Consider the following 17053-nt stretch of genomic DNA (forward strand, 5'->3'; position numbering starts at 1 on the left):
GTTAAGGAGGGCAAACATGCTAGATAAATTAATTATAAAAGGTGCAAGAGAGCACAATCTTAAAAATATAGATGTTGAAATTCCTAAAAATAAATTTGTTGTAATAACAGGAGTTAGTGGAAGTGGGAAATCATCTTTAGCCTTTGATACAATTTATTCAGAAGGGCAAAGAAGATATGTCGAAAGTTTATCTGCCTATGCAAGACAATTTATAGGACAAATGAAAAAACCAGATGTAGATTCAATAGAAGGACTTTCCCCTGCAATATCAATAGAACAAAAGACAACTAATAAAAATCCTCGTTCAACAGTTGGAACAGTTACAGAGATTTATGACTATATGAGATTATTATTTGCTCATATTGGAAAACCTCATTGTCCAATATGTGGGACAATAGTGGATAAAAAAAGTATAGAAGAAATAGTAAATGGTGTTTTAGAAAAATTTAAAGATACAGATAAAATGATAGTCCTTTCTCCAGTTGTGAAAGATAAAAAAGGAACTCATAAAAATCTTTTTATAAATTTAATAAAAAAAGGTTTTGTTAGAGTTAGAGTAAATAATGAAATTTTATATTTAGAAGATGAAATAAATTTAGACAAAAATTTAAGACATAATATAGAAGTTGTTGTGGATAGATTAATTGTTAAAAAAGAAGATAAAGATTTTAAAACTAGATTGACTCAATCTATTGAGACAGGAATGGAATTATCTCAAGGAAAAATAATTCTAAATATTAATAATAAAAACTATAATTATAGTGAAAATTATGCTTGTCCAAATCATGAAGATGTAAGTATACCAGAGCTTAATCCTAGATTGTTTTCTTTTAATGCTCCATTTGGAGCTTGTCCAGAGTGTAAAGGAATAGGGAAAAAGCTAGAGATAGATGAAAATAGGTTGATTTTAAATAAAAAACTTTCAATTAAAGACGGGGGTATTTATATTCCTGGGGCAGCTTCTAGAAAAGGTTGGACTTGGGAGATGTTTTTATCTTTTTGTAAAACTTTTGATATAGATTCAAATATCCCAGTTGAAGAAATATCTGAGGAAAAAATGAATCTTATATTTTATGGGACTAGTAAGAAATATAGGTTTGATTATGAAGGAAAAGATTTTTCTTTTCACGGAGTAAAAGAATTTAAAGGAATTATTAAAAATTTAGAGAAAAGATATTATGAATCATTTTCTCAGTCTCAAAAAGAAGAGATTGAAAATAAATATATGATAGAAAAAGAGTGTAAATTATGTAAAGGGAAAAGACTTAAAGAGGAAGTTCTAGCAGTTACAATAAATGATAGAAATATTATAGAAATATGTTTAATGAGTATAACAGAAGCCTATGAATTTTTTGAAAATTTAAAACTAACTAAAAAAGAAGAACTTATAGTAAAAGAAATATTAAAGGAAATAAAAGAAAGATTAAGCTTTATGATTAATGTTGGTCTAGAATATTTATCTCTTCTTAGGGGGACAAGAACTTTATCTGGAGGAGAAAGTCAAAGAATAAGGCTTGCAACTCAGATAGGTTCAGGATTAACAGGAGTATTATATGTTTTAGATGAGCCAAGTATAGGACTTCATCAAAGGGATAATGATAGATTGTTAGAAACTTTAGGAAAACTTAAAAAATTAGGAAATACTTTAATTGTTGTTGAACATGATGAAGATACAATGAATCAAGCTGATTATATACTAGATTTAGGGAAGGGAGCAGGAGAATATGGTGGAGATTTAGTAGCTTTTGGTACTCCTGAAGATATAAAGAATAGTAAAAATTCTTTAACAGGAGAATATTTAAGAAAAGAAAAACAAATAGATATTCCTAGTAAGAGAAGAAGTTTTGATAAATTTGTTGAAATTATAGGAGCAAAGGGGAATAATTTAAAGAATATTAATGTGAAAGTACCTCTTGGAGTTATGACATTAGTTACAGGAGTTAGTGGAAGCGGGAAATCAACATTAATAAATCAGACATTATATCCGGTATTATTTAATGAGTTAAATAAGGGGAAGCTTTATCCATTACCATATAAAGAAATAAAAGGATTAGAAAATTTGGATAAAGTTATAGATATTGATCAAACTCCAATAGGAAGAACTCCTAGATCTAATCCAGCTACTTATACTAAAATTTTTGATGAAATAAGAAATTTATTTTCAATGACAAAAGAAGCTAAAATGAAAGGATTTAAAAAGGGAAGATTTTCATTTAATGTTAAAGGTGGAAGATGTGAAGCTTGTCAAGGAGCTGGAATAGTGAAGATAGAAATGAATTTTTTACCAGATGTTTATGTGCAGTGTGATGTATGTAATGGTAAAAGATATAATAGAGAAACTTTAGATGTTCACTATAAGGGAAAAACAATTTCAGAAGTTTTAGATATGAGTGTTTATGAAGCTTATGAATTTTTTAAAGCTATTCCTGTATTAGAAAAAAAATTAAAGGTTTTAACTGATGTTGGATTAGGATATATAAAATTAGGACAACCAGCAACTACTTTGTCTGGAGGAGAGGCTCAAAGAATAAAATTAGCAACAGAGTTGTCTAAAAATTCTAGAGGGAAAACTATATATATATTAGATGAACCAACTACAGGACTTCATTTTGATGATGTTAAAAAATTAATAGAAGTATTAAATAGATTAGTTGAAAAAGGAAATTCAGTTGTAATTATAGAACATAATTTAGATGTTATTAAAGTAGCAGATTATATAATAGATATAGGTCCTGAAGGTGGTAAAAATGGGGGGCAAGTTGTGAAAGTTGGTACTCCAGAAGAAGTTTCAAGATCAAGAAAAAGTTATACAGGAAAATATTTAAAGAATATTTTAAAAAATAAAAAATAGAGGTGGACTATGAAAGTATTAGGGGTTGTAGGAAGTTTTAGAAAAAACGGAAACACAGATATACTTGTAAATAAGGTTTTAGAAGGAGTTAAATCTTGTGGCATAGGGACAGAATGTATTTATTTATCTGATTTTAATTTTAAAGATTGTATAGGCTGTGAAGGATGTGCTAAGACGAATAAATGTGTTATAAAAGATGAAATGCAAGATATATACAGGCTACTTGAAGAATCAGATGGAATAGTTTTAGGTTCTCCAACATATTTTTATAATGTAACTGGAGATATTAAGAAATTTTTAGATAGACTTTACTGCTATAATGTATTTGATCATTCTGATAGATCAGTTTGGGTCAGTGTAAATGAAGCCTTAAAAATGAAATACGGGGTAACAGTAGCAATATGTGAACAGAATAATGAAAATGATATGGGCTACACTTCCATTACTATGGATAGGACTTTACAAGCTGTAGGATATAGAGTTGTGGATAGTTTGAAAGTTTTACATATGTTTTTAAAAGGAGAAGTAAAAGACTATGAAAATGAGATGAAGAGGGGATACGCTTCAGGAGTTAAATTAGGTAAGACTTTAATCCTTTCTGAAAAGGTAAGAAAGAACTCCAATATATGAAAATAAGCCTATTTTATGCAGATATTTTTTTGATAAAAATGATTTAAATGGTATAATAAAAAAGTGAAAATAAATACAAAAAAGAAACAGTCCTTTAAAAAATAATAAATATTTAGGAGTATGCGTATGAAGGTATATTTTATGTCTAAAAATAAAAGAAAGATTCAGGATGCTCAAAAAGCAGCAGATTTATTAAATTTAAAAATGGAAGTCTCTCGTATTGATTATGATATTGAAGAGATACAATCTGAAAATGATGAAAAGTTAGTAAAGGATAAGGTAATAAAGGCATTTAAAGTTTTAAGAAGACCGGTTTGTGTGGAACAAACAGGTTTATATATTGAAGAATTTGGGGATTTACCTGGAGGACTAACTTCAATTGTTTGGGATAATTTAGGTGCAGATAATTTTTGTAAATTTTTTAGTAGAGAAACAAATAAAGTTTTAATGAAATCAACAGTGGGATACTGTGATGGAAAAAATGTTAAAGTTTTTTCAGGAGAATCTTACGGAAAAATATCATCAAAGCCTACAGGATTAAGAGAAGAAAGATTGGACAGAGTTTTTATTCCAAATGGACATAGTATGACTCTATCAGATTTAGGAGAAGAAAAAAATAATATTTCAGCGAGAATCACTGCTTTTAAAAAATTTTTTAGTTATTTAGAAGGTGAAGCTAATGGATAAATTATATAAGAAACTAGCAAAGAAAATAAAAGAAAATAAAGTAATTCTTTTTGTAGGAGCAGGGATATCAGCTAATTTAGGATTACCAACTTGGAAAGAAATGATAGATGAAATGGCAGAACATTTAGAAATAGATAAAGAAATATTTGAAATATATGGTAATAATTTGGATTTAGCAGAGTATTATTGTCTTGAAACTGGAGGAGTGGAAAGACTAGTTGATGATATGAAAGATAAATGGATTGTTGAAGATAAAAGAATAGAGAAATCAAAGATACATAAAGATATTTGTAAATTAAACTTTCAAATAATATATACAACTAATTATGACAATTGTTTAGAAGAATCCTTTGAGTTATTTGGACATCCCTATACAAAAATAGTGGGAGTTCAAGATATTTGTCATATTGAACATGATAAAACTCAAATAGTAAAATTTCACGGAGATTTTTCAGATGATCAAAGTATAATATTAACAGAAAGTAGTTATTTTGAAAGAATGGATTTTGAATCTTCAATGGATATAAAACTAAGATCAGATATGCTTGGGAAATCTATTTTTTTTCTAGGTTATAGCTTATCTGATATAAATATGAGATATTTAATATATAAATTAAATAAAATTTGGTCAAAATATGATATAAAGAAAAAACCAGATTCTTATATATTTTTTCCTAATCCTAATTTTGTTCAAGAGAAATTAATGGAATGTTGGGGAATTAAAAGTATAATAGGAGAAGAAATTTCTCCTGAAAAATCTGTGGAAAAATTTTTAGATAGATTGGTTAAGGAAGTTGAAAATGTGAGGATGGGAGAGATAGATGTTTGATTTTTTAAGGGGTAAGGTAGATTATAAGACAACAAATTATGTGGCAATTGATGTTAATGGTGTAGGTTATAAAGTTTTTATTTCTTTGAGAACTTATGATTTAATATCAGATGGAGAAGATATTAAAGTCTATATCTATAATCATATAAAAGAAGAAGAATTTAAATTAGTAGGTTTTTTAAATAGAGCTGAAAGAAATTTATTTGAGATGCTTTTAAGTGTAAAAGGAGTTGGAGTTTCACTAGCTTTAGCTATAATGTCAACTTTTGATATAGATACAATTAAAGCTTTAATATTAAGTGAGGATTATTTAACATTAAAAAAAGTACCTAAATTAGGTCAAAAAAAGTCTCAACAAATAATACTGGATTTAAAAGATAAGATAAGTAAATTAGAGGTAGTTTCAGGGGGAGCTATATTAGAAATAGAAAAACAATCTAATATAGAAGAGGAATTAATTATGGCTCTTGAAGGATTAGGTTATAATAAAAAAGATATTGCTAAACTTATAGATAAGGAAGCTTTAAAAACTTATAAGAATATACAAGAAGCTATAAAAGAAACTTTAAGAAAAATTTAACAAAATTTGAAATTGGAGATGAAGATGAAAAAGAATTTGTTTATAAGTTTTATAATAATTTTATTTATTTATACTATTAAAGCAAAATTTTTAATAGGATTGATGAGTCTGATTTTTTATATGATTTTATGTTTAACAGGTTTAAAAAAAGGAATAAATTTTAATGATATAGCTTCAATTTTTTTAGAGTATAGTAAAAAAATGAAAATAGTAATAATATTATTTGCTTTTATTGGATGTATTTCAGCTTGCTGGATGTCAGCAGGTACAATACCAGCCTTGGTATATTTTGGAATCAAATATATAAATCCTAAGATATTTATATTGTTTTCATTTTTTTTAAGTTGTTTTGTAGCTTGTATTATAGGAAGTGGATTTGCTACAGCTGGAATTGTTGGAGCAGCTCTTATGAGTATAGCTAAGACAGGAAATGTTGATGTAAATGTTGTAGGTGCAGCAATTATTTCAGGAATGTATTTTGGAGATAGATGGTCTCCAATATCTGGAAGTGCAAATTTAATCTCATCCTTAACAGGAGTAACAATTTATGAAAATTTAAAAAATATGGTTAATACAATGGTGGCTCCTTTTATAGCAACTTCTACTCTATATTTTATAATGTCAAAAATATATGTATTAGATGTTGCAGAAAGCATATTGCCAGACTTGATTTTAGAAAATTATAATCTTGATGTAAGATTTGTATTTATACCAGTAATGATAATAATAATATTTAGTTTCTTAAAAATAGATGTAAAGGTATCGATGGGGGTAAGTATAGTAGCTTCTTTTTTAATAGCTATATTTATACAACAAGAAAATATATTTAATGTTTTTAAATATATGATTATGGGATTTGATAGATTCAAAGGAACTAATTTAGAAACAATAATTAAAGGGGGAGGACTTATATCTATGCTAAATGCCTGTATAGTAATAATAATATCTTCTTTACTTATTGGAATATTAGATCAAATAGAGGCTTTAAAATATTTGAAAAATAAAATAGGAGAAGCTAAAACACGAGCTACTTTATTTAGAAAAACTTTAGGTTTAAGTGTTTTTTCTTCTATGATTGGATTTAATCAGACAGCAGCAATAATCATGACAGAACAAGTTATGGAAAAAATATATGACGAAAAGAAAATACCTAGAATAAAATTTGCAGGAGATTTAGAAAATACAGCTGTATTAGTAAGTACATTTATACCATGGAATTCTTCTTGGTTTGTACCAGCTTTAATTTTAGATATTACGTATTTTAGAGCATTGCCATTTGCATTTTATTTATATTTAGTACCTTTATTTACGTATATTTATTATAAATTTAGATACAAAAAATCATTTTAAGGAGGAAGAATGGAGACTTTGCTATTAACTAAACTTCAAGAGAATACTCTTCAAGAAATAGCTAATATAAGTACAGGACATGCTGCAAGTTCTTTAGCTAAACTTATGGATAAGAAAATAAAGCATAATATTCCCTTTGTTTCTGTTATTCAATTGGAAAATATTTTTGATTTAATTGAAAACCCAGAAGAAGAAACTTATATGATAGCTTTAGAAATTAATGGAGATATAAATGGAGTTATTTTAATGCTCATGGATGAAGAAGGAGCAAATTTAATTTCAAAATATATGACAAAGAAAATGATAGGTGAAGATATTGATAAAATGACCCTAGAAGAGCAAAAAGAATTAAGGTTTAGTGTTTTAGTAGAATGTATAAATATTATAGGAAATTCCTATATAACTACTCTTACAGATATAACAAAGTTAAAAATAGAATCAGGATTGACAGATATAGCCATAGATATGAAAGCAGCTGTTTTAGATAGAGCTTTTCTAAAAGCAGGAGCGACTTCTTATTCAGATTTAATATATATAAAATCTGAATTATATTTAACAGATGAAAAATATATAAATAAAAATTTTATAGGAGAAATAGTAATTGTACCTAACTTTGAAGAAAAAGATAGAATTATGGAAGGTGTAGGTATTTAATATGAAAAAGTATATGGTATCTATTGGCCAGATAAAAATTGGCAAAGAAGATGATGAATTATGTGCAATAGGTTTAGGATCCTGTATAGCAGTAATAATTTATGATTCATTTAATAAAATAGCAGGAATGATTCATATTCTTTTACCAACAGTTTTACAAAAAGATGCTTTAGATATAATTCCTACAAGATATGCAGATACAGGTATTAAAATACTTTTGGATAAATTGATAGGCGAAGGAGCTAAAAAAAGCTTACTTCGAGCAAAAATAGTTGGAGGAGCAGAACTTTTTTCTATAAATTCAAGAATATTAAAAAGCGATGTAGGTAAAAGAAATGCAAAAATGTGCAAAGAAATATTAAAAGATTTAAATATCCCTTTAATAGCTAGTGATATTGGAGGAAATTCAGGTAGAAGTGCAACATTTTATGTACAAAGTAATAAATTAAAAATAAAAACATTGAAAAAAGGTGAAAAAGTTATTTAGAATATGGGGGATTATAGAATGAAAACAGTAATGATAGTTGATGACGCATTATTTATGAGAAAGACGATAAAAAAGATGTTTGAAAGAGCTGGATATGAAGTAATTGCAGAAGCTGAAAATGGAGAGATAGCTCTAGAAAAATTCAAAGAAAATAAACCAGACATAATAACGATGGATATAGCAATGCCTGTAATGGATGGGTTACTTTCTTTAAAGGAAATATTAAAAATAGATGAAGATGCAAATATTCTAATGGTTTCAGCTATAGGTCAAGAAGAGTTAGTGGGAGAAGCTCTTGCTAATGGAGCTAAAGGTTTTATAGTAAAACCATTTACAGAGGAATTATTAATGAGTGCAGTAGAACAATTATTCTAAGGAGGTAATAAATGGTAAAAGAAGAAAGCCTGTTTGATATATTTTTATATGAAACAACTCACCTCTTAGATGAAATGGAAACTAAGCTGTTAGAAGCTGAAAAAACTAAAAAAGCAGATAAAGAATGGATTGATAATATTTTTAGGATTATGCATACTATAAAAGGTTCTTCAGCAATGCTTGATTTCAAAGAATTATCTAAATTGTCTCATGGATTAGAAGATGTTTATTCTCTTATTAGAGATAATAATATAGATATTAAGTTGATATCTAAGATTTTAGATGTTTCTTTAGAGGTTGTTTCTTTTATAAAAGAAGAACTTAAAACTCTTGATGAAAATGGAAGTTTACAAAAAGATATAAAACCTTTGCTAAAAAAAATAGATAAGATTTTTAAAGATATAAAAGATGTTAAAAATAAAGATATTATTAAAAATATAAAAGAGGAAATTACAGGAAAAATTAACTATAAAATAAATGTTAAATTTAAACAAGGTTGCATGATGGAGGATATAAGATCTTTAGATATAAAAAATAAGTTAGGAAAGATATCTAAAGTGATAAAAACAAATCCAAATATTTTAAAAGGACCAGAAGCTTGTAAAAAGATCATAGAAAATGGAGCTTCTTTTTTTATTGATACAAATTCTAGTAAAAAAGAGATACAAAATTTATTGAAAAAAATATTATTTTTAGAGGAAACTTTAGTTTCTAAATATGAAGAAGAAGTTATAAGTTTAGACATGGAGTCAGTTAAAAATAATAGTTATGACAGAAAGCATTATATAAGTGTAGATGTAAATAAATTAGATAATCTTTTGAATAATGTAATTGAGTTAGTTACCTCAAGAGCTATATTAGAAGATAGAGTTTTGAAAGAGTTTAAAAAATCTGAAAAATTAGAAAATGCTTTTTATAATTTAAATGAAAGAATAAAAGAACTTCAAGAAAATATTATGGATATAAGGATGGTTCCAATAAAAAAAGTATTTTTCAGTATGAAAAGATTAGTTAGAGATATGTCTAAAAAAGAAAATAAAAAAATTAATTTAACATTTATTGGAGAAGAAACTGAAGTAGATAAAAATATAATAGAAGATTTATATAATCCGATTATACATTTAATAAGAAATGCAATAGATCACGGGATAGAATTAGCTGAAGAAAGAACTAAAATAAATAAATCATCTGAGGGGAATATAACTTTAAAAGCAAAGACTGAAGGTGGAAATATTATAGTGTCCATATGTGATGATGGGAAAGGGTTAGATAAAAAAGCGATTTTAAACAAGGCAATAGATAAGGGATATATAAAGAAAAGTGTTCAAGAAATAACAGAGAAAGAACTTTATTCAATAATTATGAAGCCAGGTTTTTCAACAGTTGAAGAAATAAATGAATATTCTGGTCGTGGTGTTGGAATGGATGTTGTTTACGAGGAGATAAAAAAGCTAGGTGGACTAGTAAAAATAGATAGTAAAGAAAATGAAGGAACTACAATTAATCTAATTATTCCTTTGACATTATCTATTGTTAATGGAATAAAGGTAATATCAAATAATATAAGTTATATTGTTCCTATTAATGCAATGAAATCTATTTTTAAAAGTAAAAAAGAAGATATTGTAGAAGATACAAATGGAAATACATTTGTTATAATCCAAGAGAAAAATTATCCATTAATAAATTTCAATAATTATTTTGGGAATGAGAAAAAAAATGAATTTTCAAATAAAATTATAATGTTAATTGAAGCTAGTGAAGAGGAAAAATTTGCAGTTGCCTTTGATGAAATACAAGGAGAATATCAAGTGGTAGTAAAGGCTTTTCCTAAATATCTAAAAAAATGTACTAAATCATTAACTGGATTAAGTGGTTGTGCAACTATGGGAGATGGGACTATTAGCTATATACTTGATGTAACTGGATTAGCGCTTGAATTGAATAAGAAAGTGAGTGAATAGGAATGAATGAAAAATATATGTTATTCTTAATAGAAGATAGATATTATGCTATTGATGTTAAAAATATTCAAGAAATAATAACTTCTTTAGAAATATTGGATATTCCTAGAAAAAAAACTTTTTGTGAAGGAATAGTCAGTTTAAGAGGAGAAATTCTGCCAATAATTAATGGAAGAAAAATATTTAATTTAGAACAAAATAAAGAAGATAAAACTATAATTATTCTAAGAAATGAAGAAGAGTATTTTGGACTTTTAGTTGAAAAAGTTATAGATGTTATGGAAATAGATGAAAATAACTTTTTACAAGCTTATGAAAAAAATACTAATCAAGGAATAATAGAATCAAATGAAAAACTTTATAAATTTAAAGAGTTTACAGTATCAATATTAGATATAGAATTATTTAATGATATTGTAAAAGAGTAAGGAGGATTATGGAATTATTAAGGGAAGATTTTGATGAAATTCAAAAAAAAATAATTTCATTTTATGGAATAGATCTTTCTAGAAAATATGAATTAGTAAAAAATAGATTAACAACTTTTGCTATTGATGAGGGGTATAATGATTTACATAAATTTATTAATGAAATAAATAAAAATCCTTTTTTATACAAAGAGTTAGTAAATAGATTAACTACAAATTATACATATTTTTTTAGAGAAAAGGAACATTTTGAAATATTGAAGGAAAAAATAATTCCACAAATAATAAATAAAAATTCTAGTAATCGTTTTAAGATTTGGTGTGCAGGTTGTTCTAAGGGAAATGAAGCTTATTCAATTGCGATAACACTAGAAGAAATATTAGGATTGAAATTAAATTATTCAATATATGGAACAGATATATCTACAAAAGTTCTTGATTTTGCAAATAAAGGAATTTATACAAGGGAAGATTTAAAAAGATTAGAAGAGGGGAAAGTAGCTAAATATTTTAATGAAATAAAAGAAAATGAGTTTCAAATAACTGAAAAATTAATAAAAAAAATATATTTTTCAGAATTAAATTTAATGCTTCCTTTTAATCCCTTTTTTAATAACTTTAATATAATATTTTGTAGAAACGTAATGATTTATTTTCCTTTAGAGGTTAAGATAAAACTTATAAATAAATTTTATAATGCCTTGCAACCAGGAGGATATTTAATTATAGGTAAAAGTGAGATATTACCAAAAACAAAAAATAAATTTAAATTAGTGCAACAATCTGTTTATAGAAAGGAGCTCTAAAATGTTTAAAGATAAAAAGTTACAATTTTTAGAATTCAAAGTTAATAATAATTACTATGCTTTGAAATTAGAAGAAGTAAAGGAAATAGTTTTAGATGTGGAAAGACAATCTATAGTTAATTCTTTTGATTTTATTGATGGGATAATTAAGTATAGAGAGGATATATACACAGCTTTAGATACAGAATTAATACTAAAGGGTAAATCTATTTATGAAAAAGAAATATATTTATTAACTTATAATAAAAAAAATATAAATATTGCTTTAAGATTAAATAAAATAACTTTAATTAGAGAAGTAAGTGAGGAACAAATAGAAAAACCAGACTTAATAGAAGAGGTAAGTGATGAGTTATTTATTCAAGGGATAATTAATTTAAAAGAAGACCATTTGATACAAATAATAGATATAAATAAATTAATAGATTATATAGAAAACTTAAAAAATATTACAATAAAAGAAAATGGGGGAGAAGAAAATGTTAAAAAATGTGAAAATAAATAAATTACTAATATTAATAACAATGAGTTTAACGATTTTATCTTGCATAATAGGTTTTTCAAGTATTCATGGGGCAAAACGTGTTGCAAAATCTTTTAAAATTTTAATAAAAGAAAATAATGAGAAAGATTCTTTAGCATTATTATCAAGTATTAGAACAAATACAAATACTTGTGCAAGAATAGTTGAAGAAATTTTTATAGTAGAAGACAAAGTGCAAGCAGAAAATTCTTTACTTCGTTATAATGATTTTAAATTTAAAACTTTAAATGCTGTATCTAAATTTAAAGAAACTCATGTAAATGAAGATGGACTTATAGATGAATATGAAGTAGCTTTAAAGAATTGGTTTGATGTTATAGACGAAATGGCGCAATTATATAAAGGTGGAAATATAAAAGAAGCTCGTAGAGTTTATCTGTCAGGGTCTAATAAAAATATAAATGAGATTTTAAACATAGTTTATAAAGTAGAAAATAAGATAAATACTCATAGAGAACATATATTAATTGAAGCTTCAGAGTATATAGAAAATTTTAAGAAGGTAATGATAGGTTTGATAGCACTTAGTATACTGTTATCTCTTGGTGTAGGGATTAATTTAAATAGAATAATAAAGGAACCTTTAGAAGCAACTAAAAAAGCTTTAAATGCTTTTGCTGATGGGAATTTACATGTAGATTTGAAATATGATTCAGAAAATGAATTTGGAGAAATGGTAAAAACAGTAAAGAATAGTTTTATTAAAATAAATTCATATATTAAAGATACAGAGAGAGTATTGAAAACAATGACAGATGGGAATTTTGATTATGAAGGAAAAGTAGATTATTCTGGGGATTATATAAAAATAGCAAAACTTTATTATGAATATAGTGTTCAAATGTCTAGTATGATATTGAAAATAAAAAATGCAGCAAGACAGGTTTCAGAAGCATCAGGACAAGTTGCTGAAAGTTCTCAAGAAATGGCGAGAGGTTCAATGGAACAAGCATCAGCAATAGAAGAGTTAACAGCAGAAATGAATAATATAAATATATCTATCGAAAACAATAATAATATGGTTGATCAAACTGTAGCTTTAACTAAAAAAACAAATGAAATTTTGCAAACAGGATCAGATCAAATGAGTGATTTAAGATTAGCTATGGATGAAATTTCAGATACAGCAAAACAAATCAATAAAATAATAAAAACAATAGACGATATTTCATTTAGAACAAATATATTAGCTTTAAATGCAGCAGTTGAAGCAGCTCGTGCAGGAGATGCAGGGAAAGGATTCTCAGTTGTAGCTTCAGAAGTTCGTAATCTAGCTCAAAAATCAGCAGAAGCAGCTAAATTAACAACTGATTTAATAGAAAACTCTATGGCAGCAGTTGAAAATGGAGTCTTAATTACAAATAAAACAGTTAAAACAATAGAAGAAGTTAAAGAGAAATCAAATGATATAAATGTAGCTATAAAAAATATATCAGAAACTTCAAAGGAACAATATGATTCAGTAAATAAAATTTCAGAAAGCATGAATCAAATTTCTTCAGTAGTTCAATTATCATCTGCTACTTCAGAGGAAAGCGCAGCAGTGAGTGAAGAATTATTTAGTCAAGCTAGAATATTAACAGAATTAATTTCAAAATATAAACTAAGACAAATAAAAGACTAGAAGGAGATAAAATGAAACCAAATATTATGATCGTAGATGATTCATTGATGGCAAGGAAAAGTTTCAAAAATATCTTCCAAGAAATTTATAATATATTAGAAGTTGAATCTGGATATTTAGCATTAAATATATTAGCAAAAGGAGAACAAAAAGTAGATTTAATTCTTTTAGATTTAATTATGCCAGGAATGAATGGGTTAGAAGTTATTAAATATATAAAATCAAATAAATCATTTGATAAATTACCTATTGTTGTTATAAGTAGTGATGAAAAACAACAATTAGCTGCTTTAAATTCAGGAGCGTGGGATTTTGTATCTAAGGTAGAAAATAAAGAAATAATTAAAGCTAGAATAAAAAATGTTTTAGCTAGGAGAAGGACTGAAGAGATAGAAAATGAAAATAAAATAATAAATGAAATGTTAAAAAATATATTACATTATTCAAATGATGTAGTCTTTCAATTAGATTTGGAAAATAATGATTTAAATTATTATGGATCTTTTTCTAAAGGTAAAGAAGAGAATATAAAAAATAATGTAGAAAATTTTAAAATTGAAGATTTTATATTTTTAGAAGATGTAGTTTTATTCAATGAACTTAAAGAAAAAGTTATACAAGGGGAGACTAATTTAAGTTCAGATATAAGAATAAAAGTAAAAGAAAATATATATGTTTGGTGTCAAATGATTGTTACTGGAGTAAAAGATAAAGAAGGAAGGGTAGAGAAAATATTTGGAAAATTAAGTGATATACATGAATATAAGGAAGCAGTAACTGAAGCTATCCATATTTCCAATATCGATCCTTTAACTAAATTATTTAACAGAAGAGCTTTTGAAGAACATGTAGAAAAAAATATGTTGAATAAAAATATTGCAAATGCCTATATTATTGTTGATGTTGATAATTTTAAAAATGTTAATGATACTTATGGGCATGCTAATGGGGATATAATATTAAAAAAAATATCTGAAAATTTAATAAAGGTTTTTGATGAAAAAGATTTTATTGCAAGAATAGGTGGAGATGAATTTGCAGTATTTACAGTAGATATTAAAGATAAAGAATATTTAAAAAGCAAATTAGAAAAGTTAAAAGAATTAACTAAAAATCCAATTAAAATTTCAGGTGGTGAAAATTATATTCAAACAATAAGTGTAGGGTGCTATATAATTCCTAAAAATTCAAAATTGACTTTAGATTATATATTTGATAAAACAGATAAAGCTTTATATGAAACTAAAGAAAAAGGAAAAAATAATTATACTATCTCAAATTACTAATAAAATAAAAAAGGAAAAAATAGGAAAACTTAGAATAATAAATAAAGAGAACTAAATTATAAAGAGGTGAGAAAGATGAGAAAAATATTTATCTTAGACACAAATGTTTTAATTCATGACCCTAATGCAATTTATAATTTTAGAGGGAATGATGTTATTTTACCTATTGAAGTACTTGAAGAGATAGATCTGTTAAAACAGAAACAAAATACAGCTACCCACGCTAGAATGGCATCAAGAGTAATAGAAAAAATAAGACAAAAAGGAAATATTTCAAAAGGAATAGAACTTCCTAACGATATTTTGTTTAGAGTTGAAATAAATAGAAATCTAGCTTTAATACCAGATGGTTTAAGAAAAGATGCTATAGATAATCATATTTTAGCTGTAGTAATAGAAACTATGCAAAAACATCCTGATGAAAAAGTTATATTTGTAACAAAGGATATTAACTTAAGAATAAAAGCTGATGCAGTTGGTATTATTGTTGAAGATTATTCTACAGATAAGGTTGAATATCAAGAATTGGATAGAGGTTATAAAGAAATAGAAGTTGATAAAGCTGTGTTTGATAAATATAATAAACATGGAAAAATTAATGTTTCGGAATTAAATCTAGAATTTGAACCAAATCCTAATTTTTTCTTTATAATAAAAAGTGGTCAAGAAGAAACTTTTGGAAGATATAATGATGGAAAAGTAAAGAAATTTTTAAATGGAGATATAAATGCTTGGGGAGCAAGAGCAAGAAATCAAGAACAAAGATTTGCCATGGATTTATTAATGGATGAAGATATAAAAGCTGTAACTTTAGTTGGAAAAGCAGGAACAGGAAAGACATTATTATCAATAGCAGCAGGTCTTGAGCAAGTAGTTGAAAGAAAAAAATATTCAAAATTATATATTGCAAGACCAATAATTCCTATGGGAAAAGATTTGGGATATTTACCAGGAAGTGAAAAAGAAAAATTAAGACCTTGGATGCAACCAATATTTGATAATATAGAATTATTGAGCGATATAAAGGGTGAAAAAGCAGGAGAAAAAGTAATAGCTGGTTTAGAATCTATGGGTTTATTAAAAGTAGAAGCTCTAACTTATATAAGAGGAAGAAGTATACCAAATGGATTTATAATTATTGATGAGGCTCAAAATTTAACTCCTCTTGAAATAAAAACAATAATTACAAGAGCAGGAGAAAATACAAAAATTGTATTTACAGGGGATCCTGATCAAATAGATAGTCCTTATTTAGACTGTAATTCAAATGGATTAACTTATACTGCTGAAAAATTAAAAGATGAAGAAATTGTAGGACATATAACTTTAGTAAAGGGAGAAAGATCTCCTTTAGCTGAAATTTCTGCTAAGTTATTGTAAAAAAAATTATAAAATTATTAATTCCTTTAAGTTAAAACTTGAAGGAATTTTTATTTACTATAAAAGAAATGTTAACCTTCTAAAAAAAAGGGATTTACATTTTATTTCAACATATTATATAATGAGCCTCGTAACATAACTTTCAATTATCTTACAAATTTATAAATTAAAAAAGGAGAAAGAAAAATGAATTTAGAAAAGTATATTGATGGGAAATTAAAAAAAGAAATAAAAGGTAGGGGAAAAGAAAAAAGAGATATTAAATACCTCAAAAAATATTTCAAATAATTAGTTGATAAAAAAATAAGAAGGTTATAGAAAAGAATATTATTTTAAAATTTTTTGGAGGGAATAATGAAAAAAATAAAAGATTCACTTATATTTAAATTGTTATTAGGAGTAACATTCGGAATAATAATAGGATTAACATCAGGAGAAAAAATTATAGGTCTTATAAATACAGTTAAATTTATTTTAGGACAAGTTATATTTTTCTCTGTACCACTTGTTATTTTAGGGTTTATAGCACCTGCAATAACAAAAATGAAATCAAATGCGAGTAAAATGTTGTTGACTAT

General features: G+C 25.8%; 17 protein-coding genes. All 17 read left to right on the plus strand.

Going from position 1 to position 17053, the window contains the following annotated elements:
- The first annotated feature begins 16 nt into the window (after window positions 1-16).
- On the plus strand, window positions 17-2851 hold the full coding sequence (uvrA, locus tag Q7K47_06220; protein ID MDP0506816.1) for an excinuclease ABC subunit UvrA: 2835 nt from the start codon (window positions 17-19) through the stop codon (window positions 2849-2851).
- 9 nt (window positions 2852-2860) lie between these two features.
- The gene (locus Q7K47_06225; protein ID MDP0506817.1) at window positions 2861-3481 is read left to right on the plus strand and encodes a flavodoxin family protein; all 621 of its coding nucleotides are present in this window, start codon (window positions 2861-2863) and stop codon (window positions 3479-3481) included.
- A gap of 126 nt (window positions 3482-3607) precedes the next feature.
- A complete protein-coding gene (locus Q7K47_06230) occupies window positions 3608-4168 on the plus strand; it encodes a non-canonical purine NTP pyrophosphatase (GenBank protein MDP0506818.1) in 561 nt (186 codons plus the stop codon).
- A complete protein-coding gene (locus tag Q7K47_06235) occupies window positions 4161-4997 on the plus strand; it encodes an SIR2 family protein (GenBank protein ID MDP0506819.1) in 837 nt (278 codons plus the stop codon). The genes Q7K47_06230 and Q7K47_06235 overlap by 8 nt, the downstream gene beginning before the upstream one ends.
- On the plus strand, window positions 4990-5577 hold the full coding sequence (ruvA, locus tag Q7K47_06240) for a Holliday junction branch migration protein RuvA (GenBank protein ID MDP0506820.1): 588 nt from the start codon (window positions 4990-4992) through the stop codon (window positions 5575-5577). Before Q7K47_06235 ends, ruvA begins: the two co-directional genes overlap by 8 nt.
- 24 nt (window positions 5578-5601) lie before the next feature.
- Entirely contained in the window at window positions 5602-6927 is a 1326-nt protein-coding gene (locus tag Q7K47_06245) for a Na+/H+ antiporter NhaC family protein (GenBank protein ID MDP0506821.1), read from the plus strand.
- A 9-nt stretch (window positions 6928-6936) separates the two neighbouring features.
- Window positions 6937-7581, plus strand: a complete 645-nt coding sequence (locus Q7K47_06250) for a chemotaxis protein CheC (protein MDP0506822.1) — start codon at window positions 6937-6939, stop codon at window positions 7579-7581.
- A 1-nt stretch (window position 7582) separates the two neighbouring features.
- Window positions 7583-8068 carry a chemotaxis protein CheD gene (locus tag Q7K47_06255; GenBank protein MDP0506823.1) on the plus strand — a complete coding sequence of 162 codons (486 nt, stop codon included), beginning with the start codon at window positions 7583-7585 and terminating at the stop codon, window positions 8066-8068.
- 18 nt (window positions 8069-8086) lie between these two features.
- A complete protein-coding gene (locus tag Q7K47_06260) occupies window positions 8087-8443 on the plus strand; it encodes a response regulator (GenBank protein ID MDP0506824.1) in 357 nt (118 codons plus the stop codon).
- A gap of 11 nt (window positions 8444-8454) precedes the next feature.
- Entirely contained in the window at window positions 8455-10407 is a 1953-nt protein-coding gene (locus Q7K47_06265; protein MDP0506825.1) for a chemotaxis protein CheA, read from the plus strand.
- A gap of 2 nt (window positions 10408-10409) precedes the next feature.
- Entirely contained in the window at window positions 10410-10835 is a 426-nt protein-coding gene (locus tag Q7K47_06270; protein ID MDP0506826.1) for a chemotaxis protein CheW, read from the plus strand.
- An 8-nt stretch (window positions 10836-10843) separates the two neighbouring features.
- Entirely contained in the window at window positions 10844-11641 is a 798-nt protein-coding gene (locus Q7K47_06275; GenBank protein MDP0506827.1) for a protein-glutamate O-methyltransferase CheR, read from the plus strand.
- 1 nt (window position 11642) lies between these two features.
- Window positions 11643-12146 (plus strand): chemotaxis protein CheW, encoded by a 504-nt coding sequence (locus tag Q7K47_06280; protein MDP0506828.1) that lies wholly within the window; start codon window positions 11643-11645, stop codon window positions 12144-12146.
- Window positions 12121-13809, plus strand: coding sequence for a methyl-accepting chemotaxis protein (locus Q7K47_06285; GenBank protein MDP0506829.1), 1689 nt, complete (start codon window positions 12121-12123; stop codon window positions 13807-13809). The genes Q7K47_06280 and Q7K47_06285 overlap by 26 nt, the downstream gene beginning before the upstream one ends.
- 11 nt (window positions 13810-13820) lie before the next feature.
- Window positions 13821-15095, plus strand: coding sequence for a diguanylate cyclase (locus tag Q7K47_06290; protein ID MDP0506830.1), 1275 nt, complete (start codon window positions 13821-13823; stop codon window positions 15093-15095).
- A 75-nt stretch (window positions 15096-15170) separates the two neighbouring features.
- A complete protein-coding gene (locus Q7K47_06295; GenBank protein MDP0506831.1) occupies window positions 15171-16475 on the plus strand; it encodes a PhoH family protein in 1305 nt (434 codons plus the stop codon).
- 354 nt (window positions 16476-16829) lie between these two features.
- Window positions 16830-17053, plus strand: a 224-nt coding sequence (locus Q7K47_06300; GenBank protein MDP0506832.1) for a dicarboxylate/amino acid:cation symporter, incomplete at its 3' end; no start/stop codon positions are given.

It is taken from the genome of Fusobacterium sp. JB019 (genome assembly GCA_030673965.1).
Taxonomy (GTDB): domain Bacteria; phylum Fusobacteriota; class Fusobacteriia; order Fusobacteriales; family Fusobacteriaceae; genus Fusobacterium_B.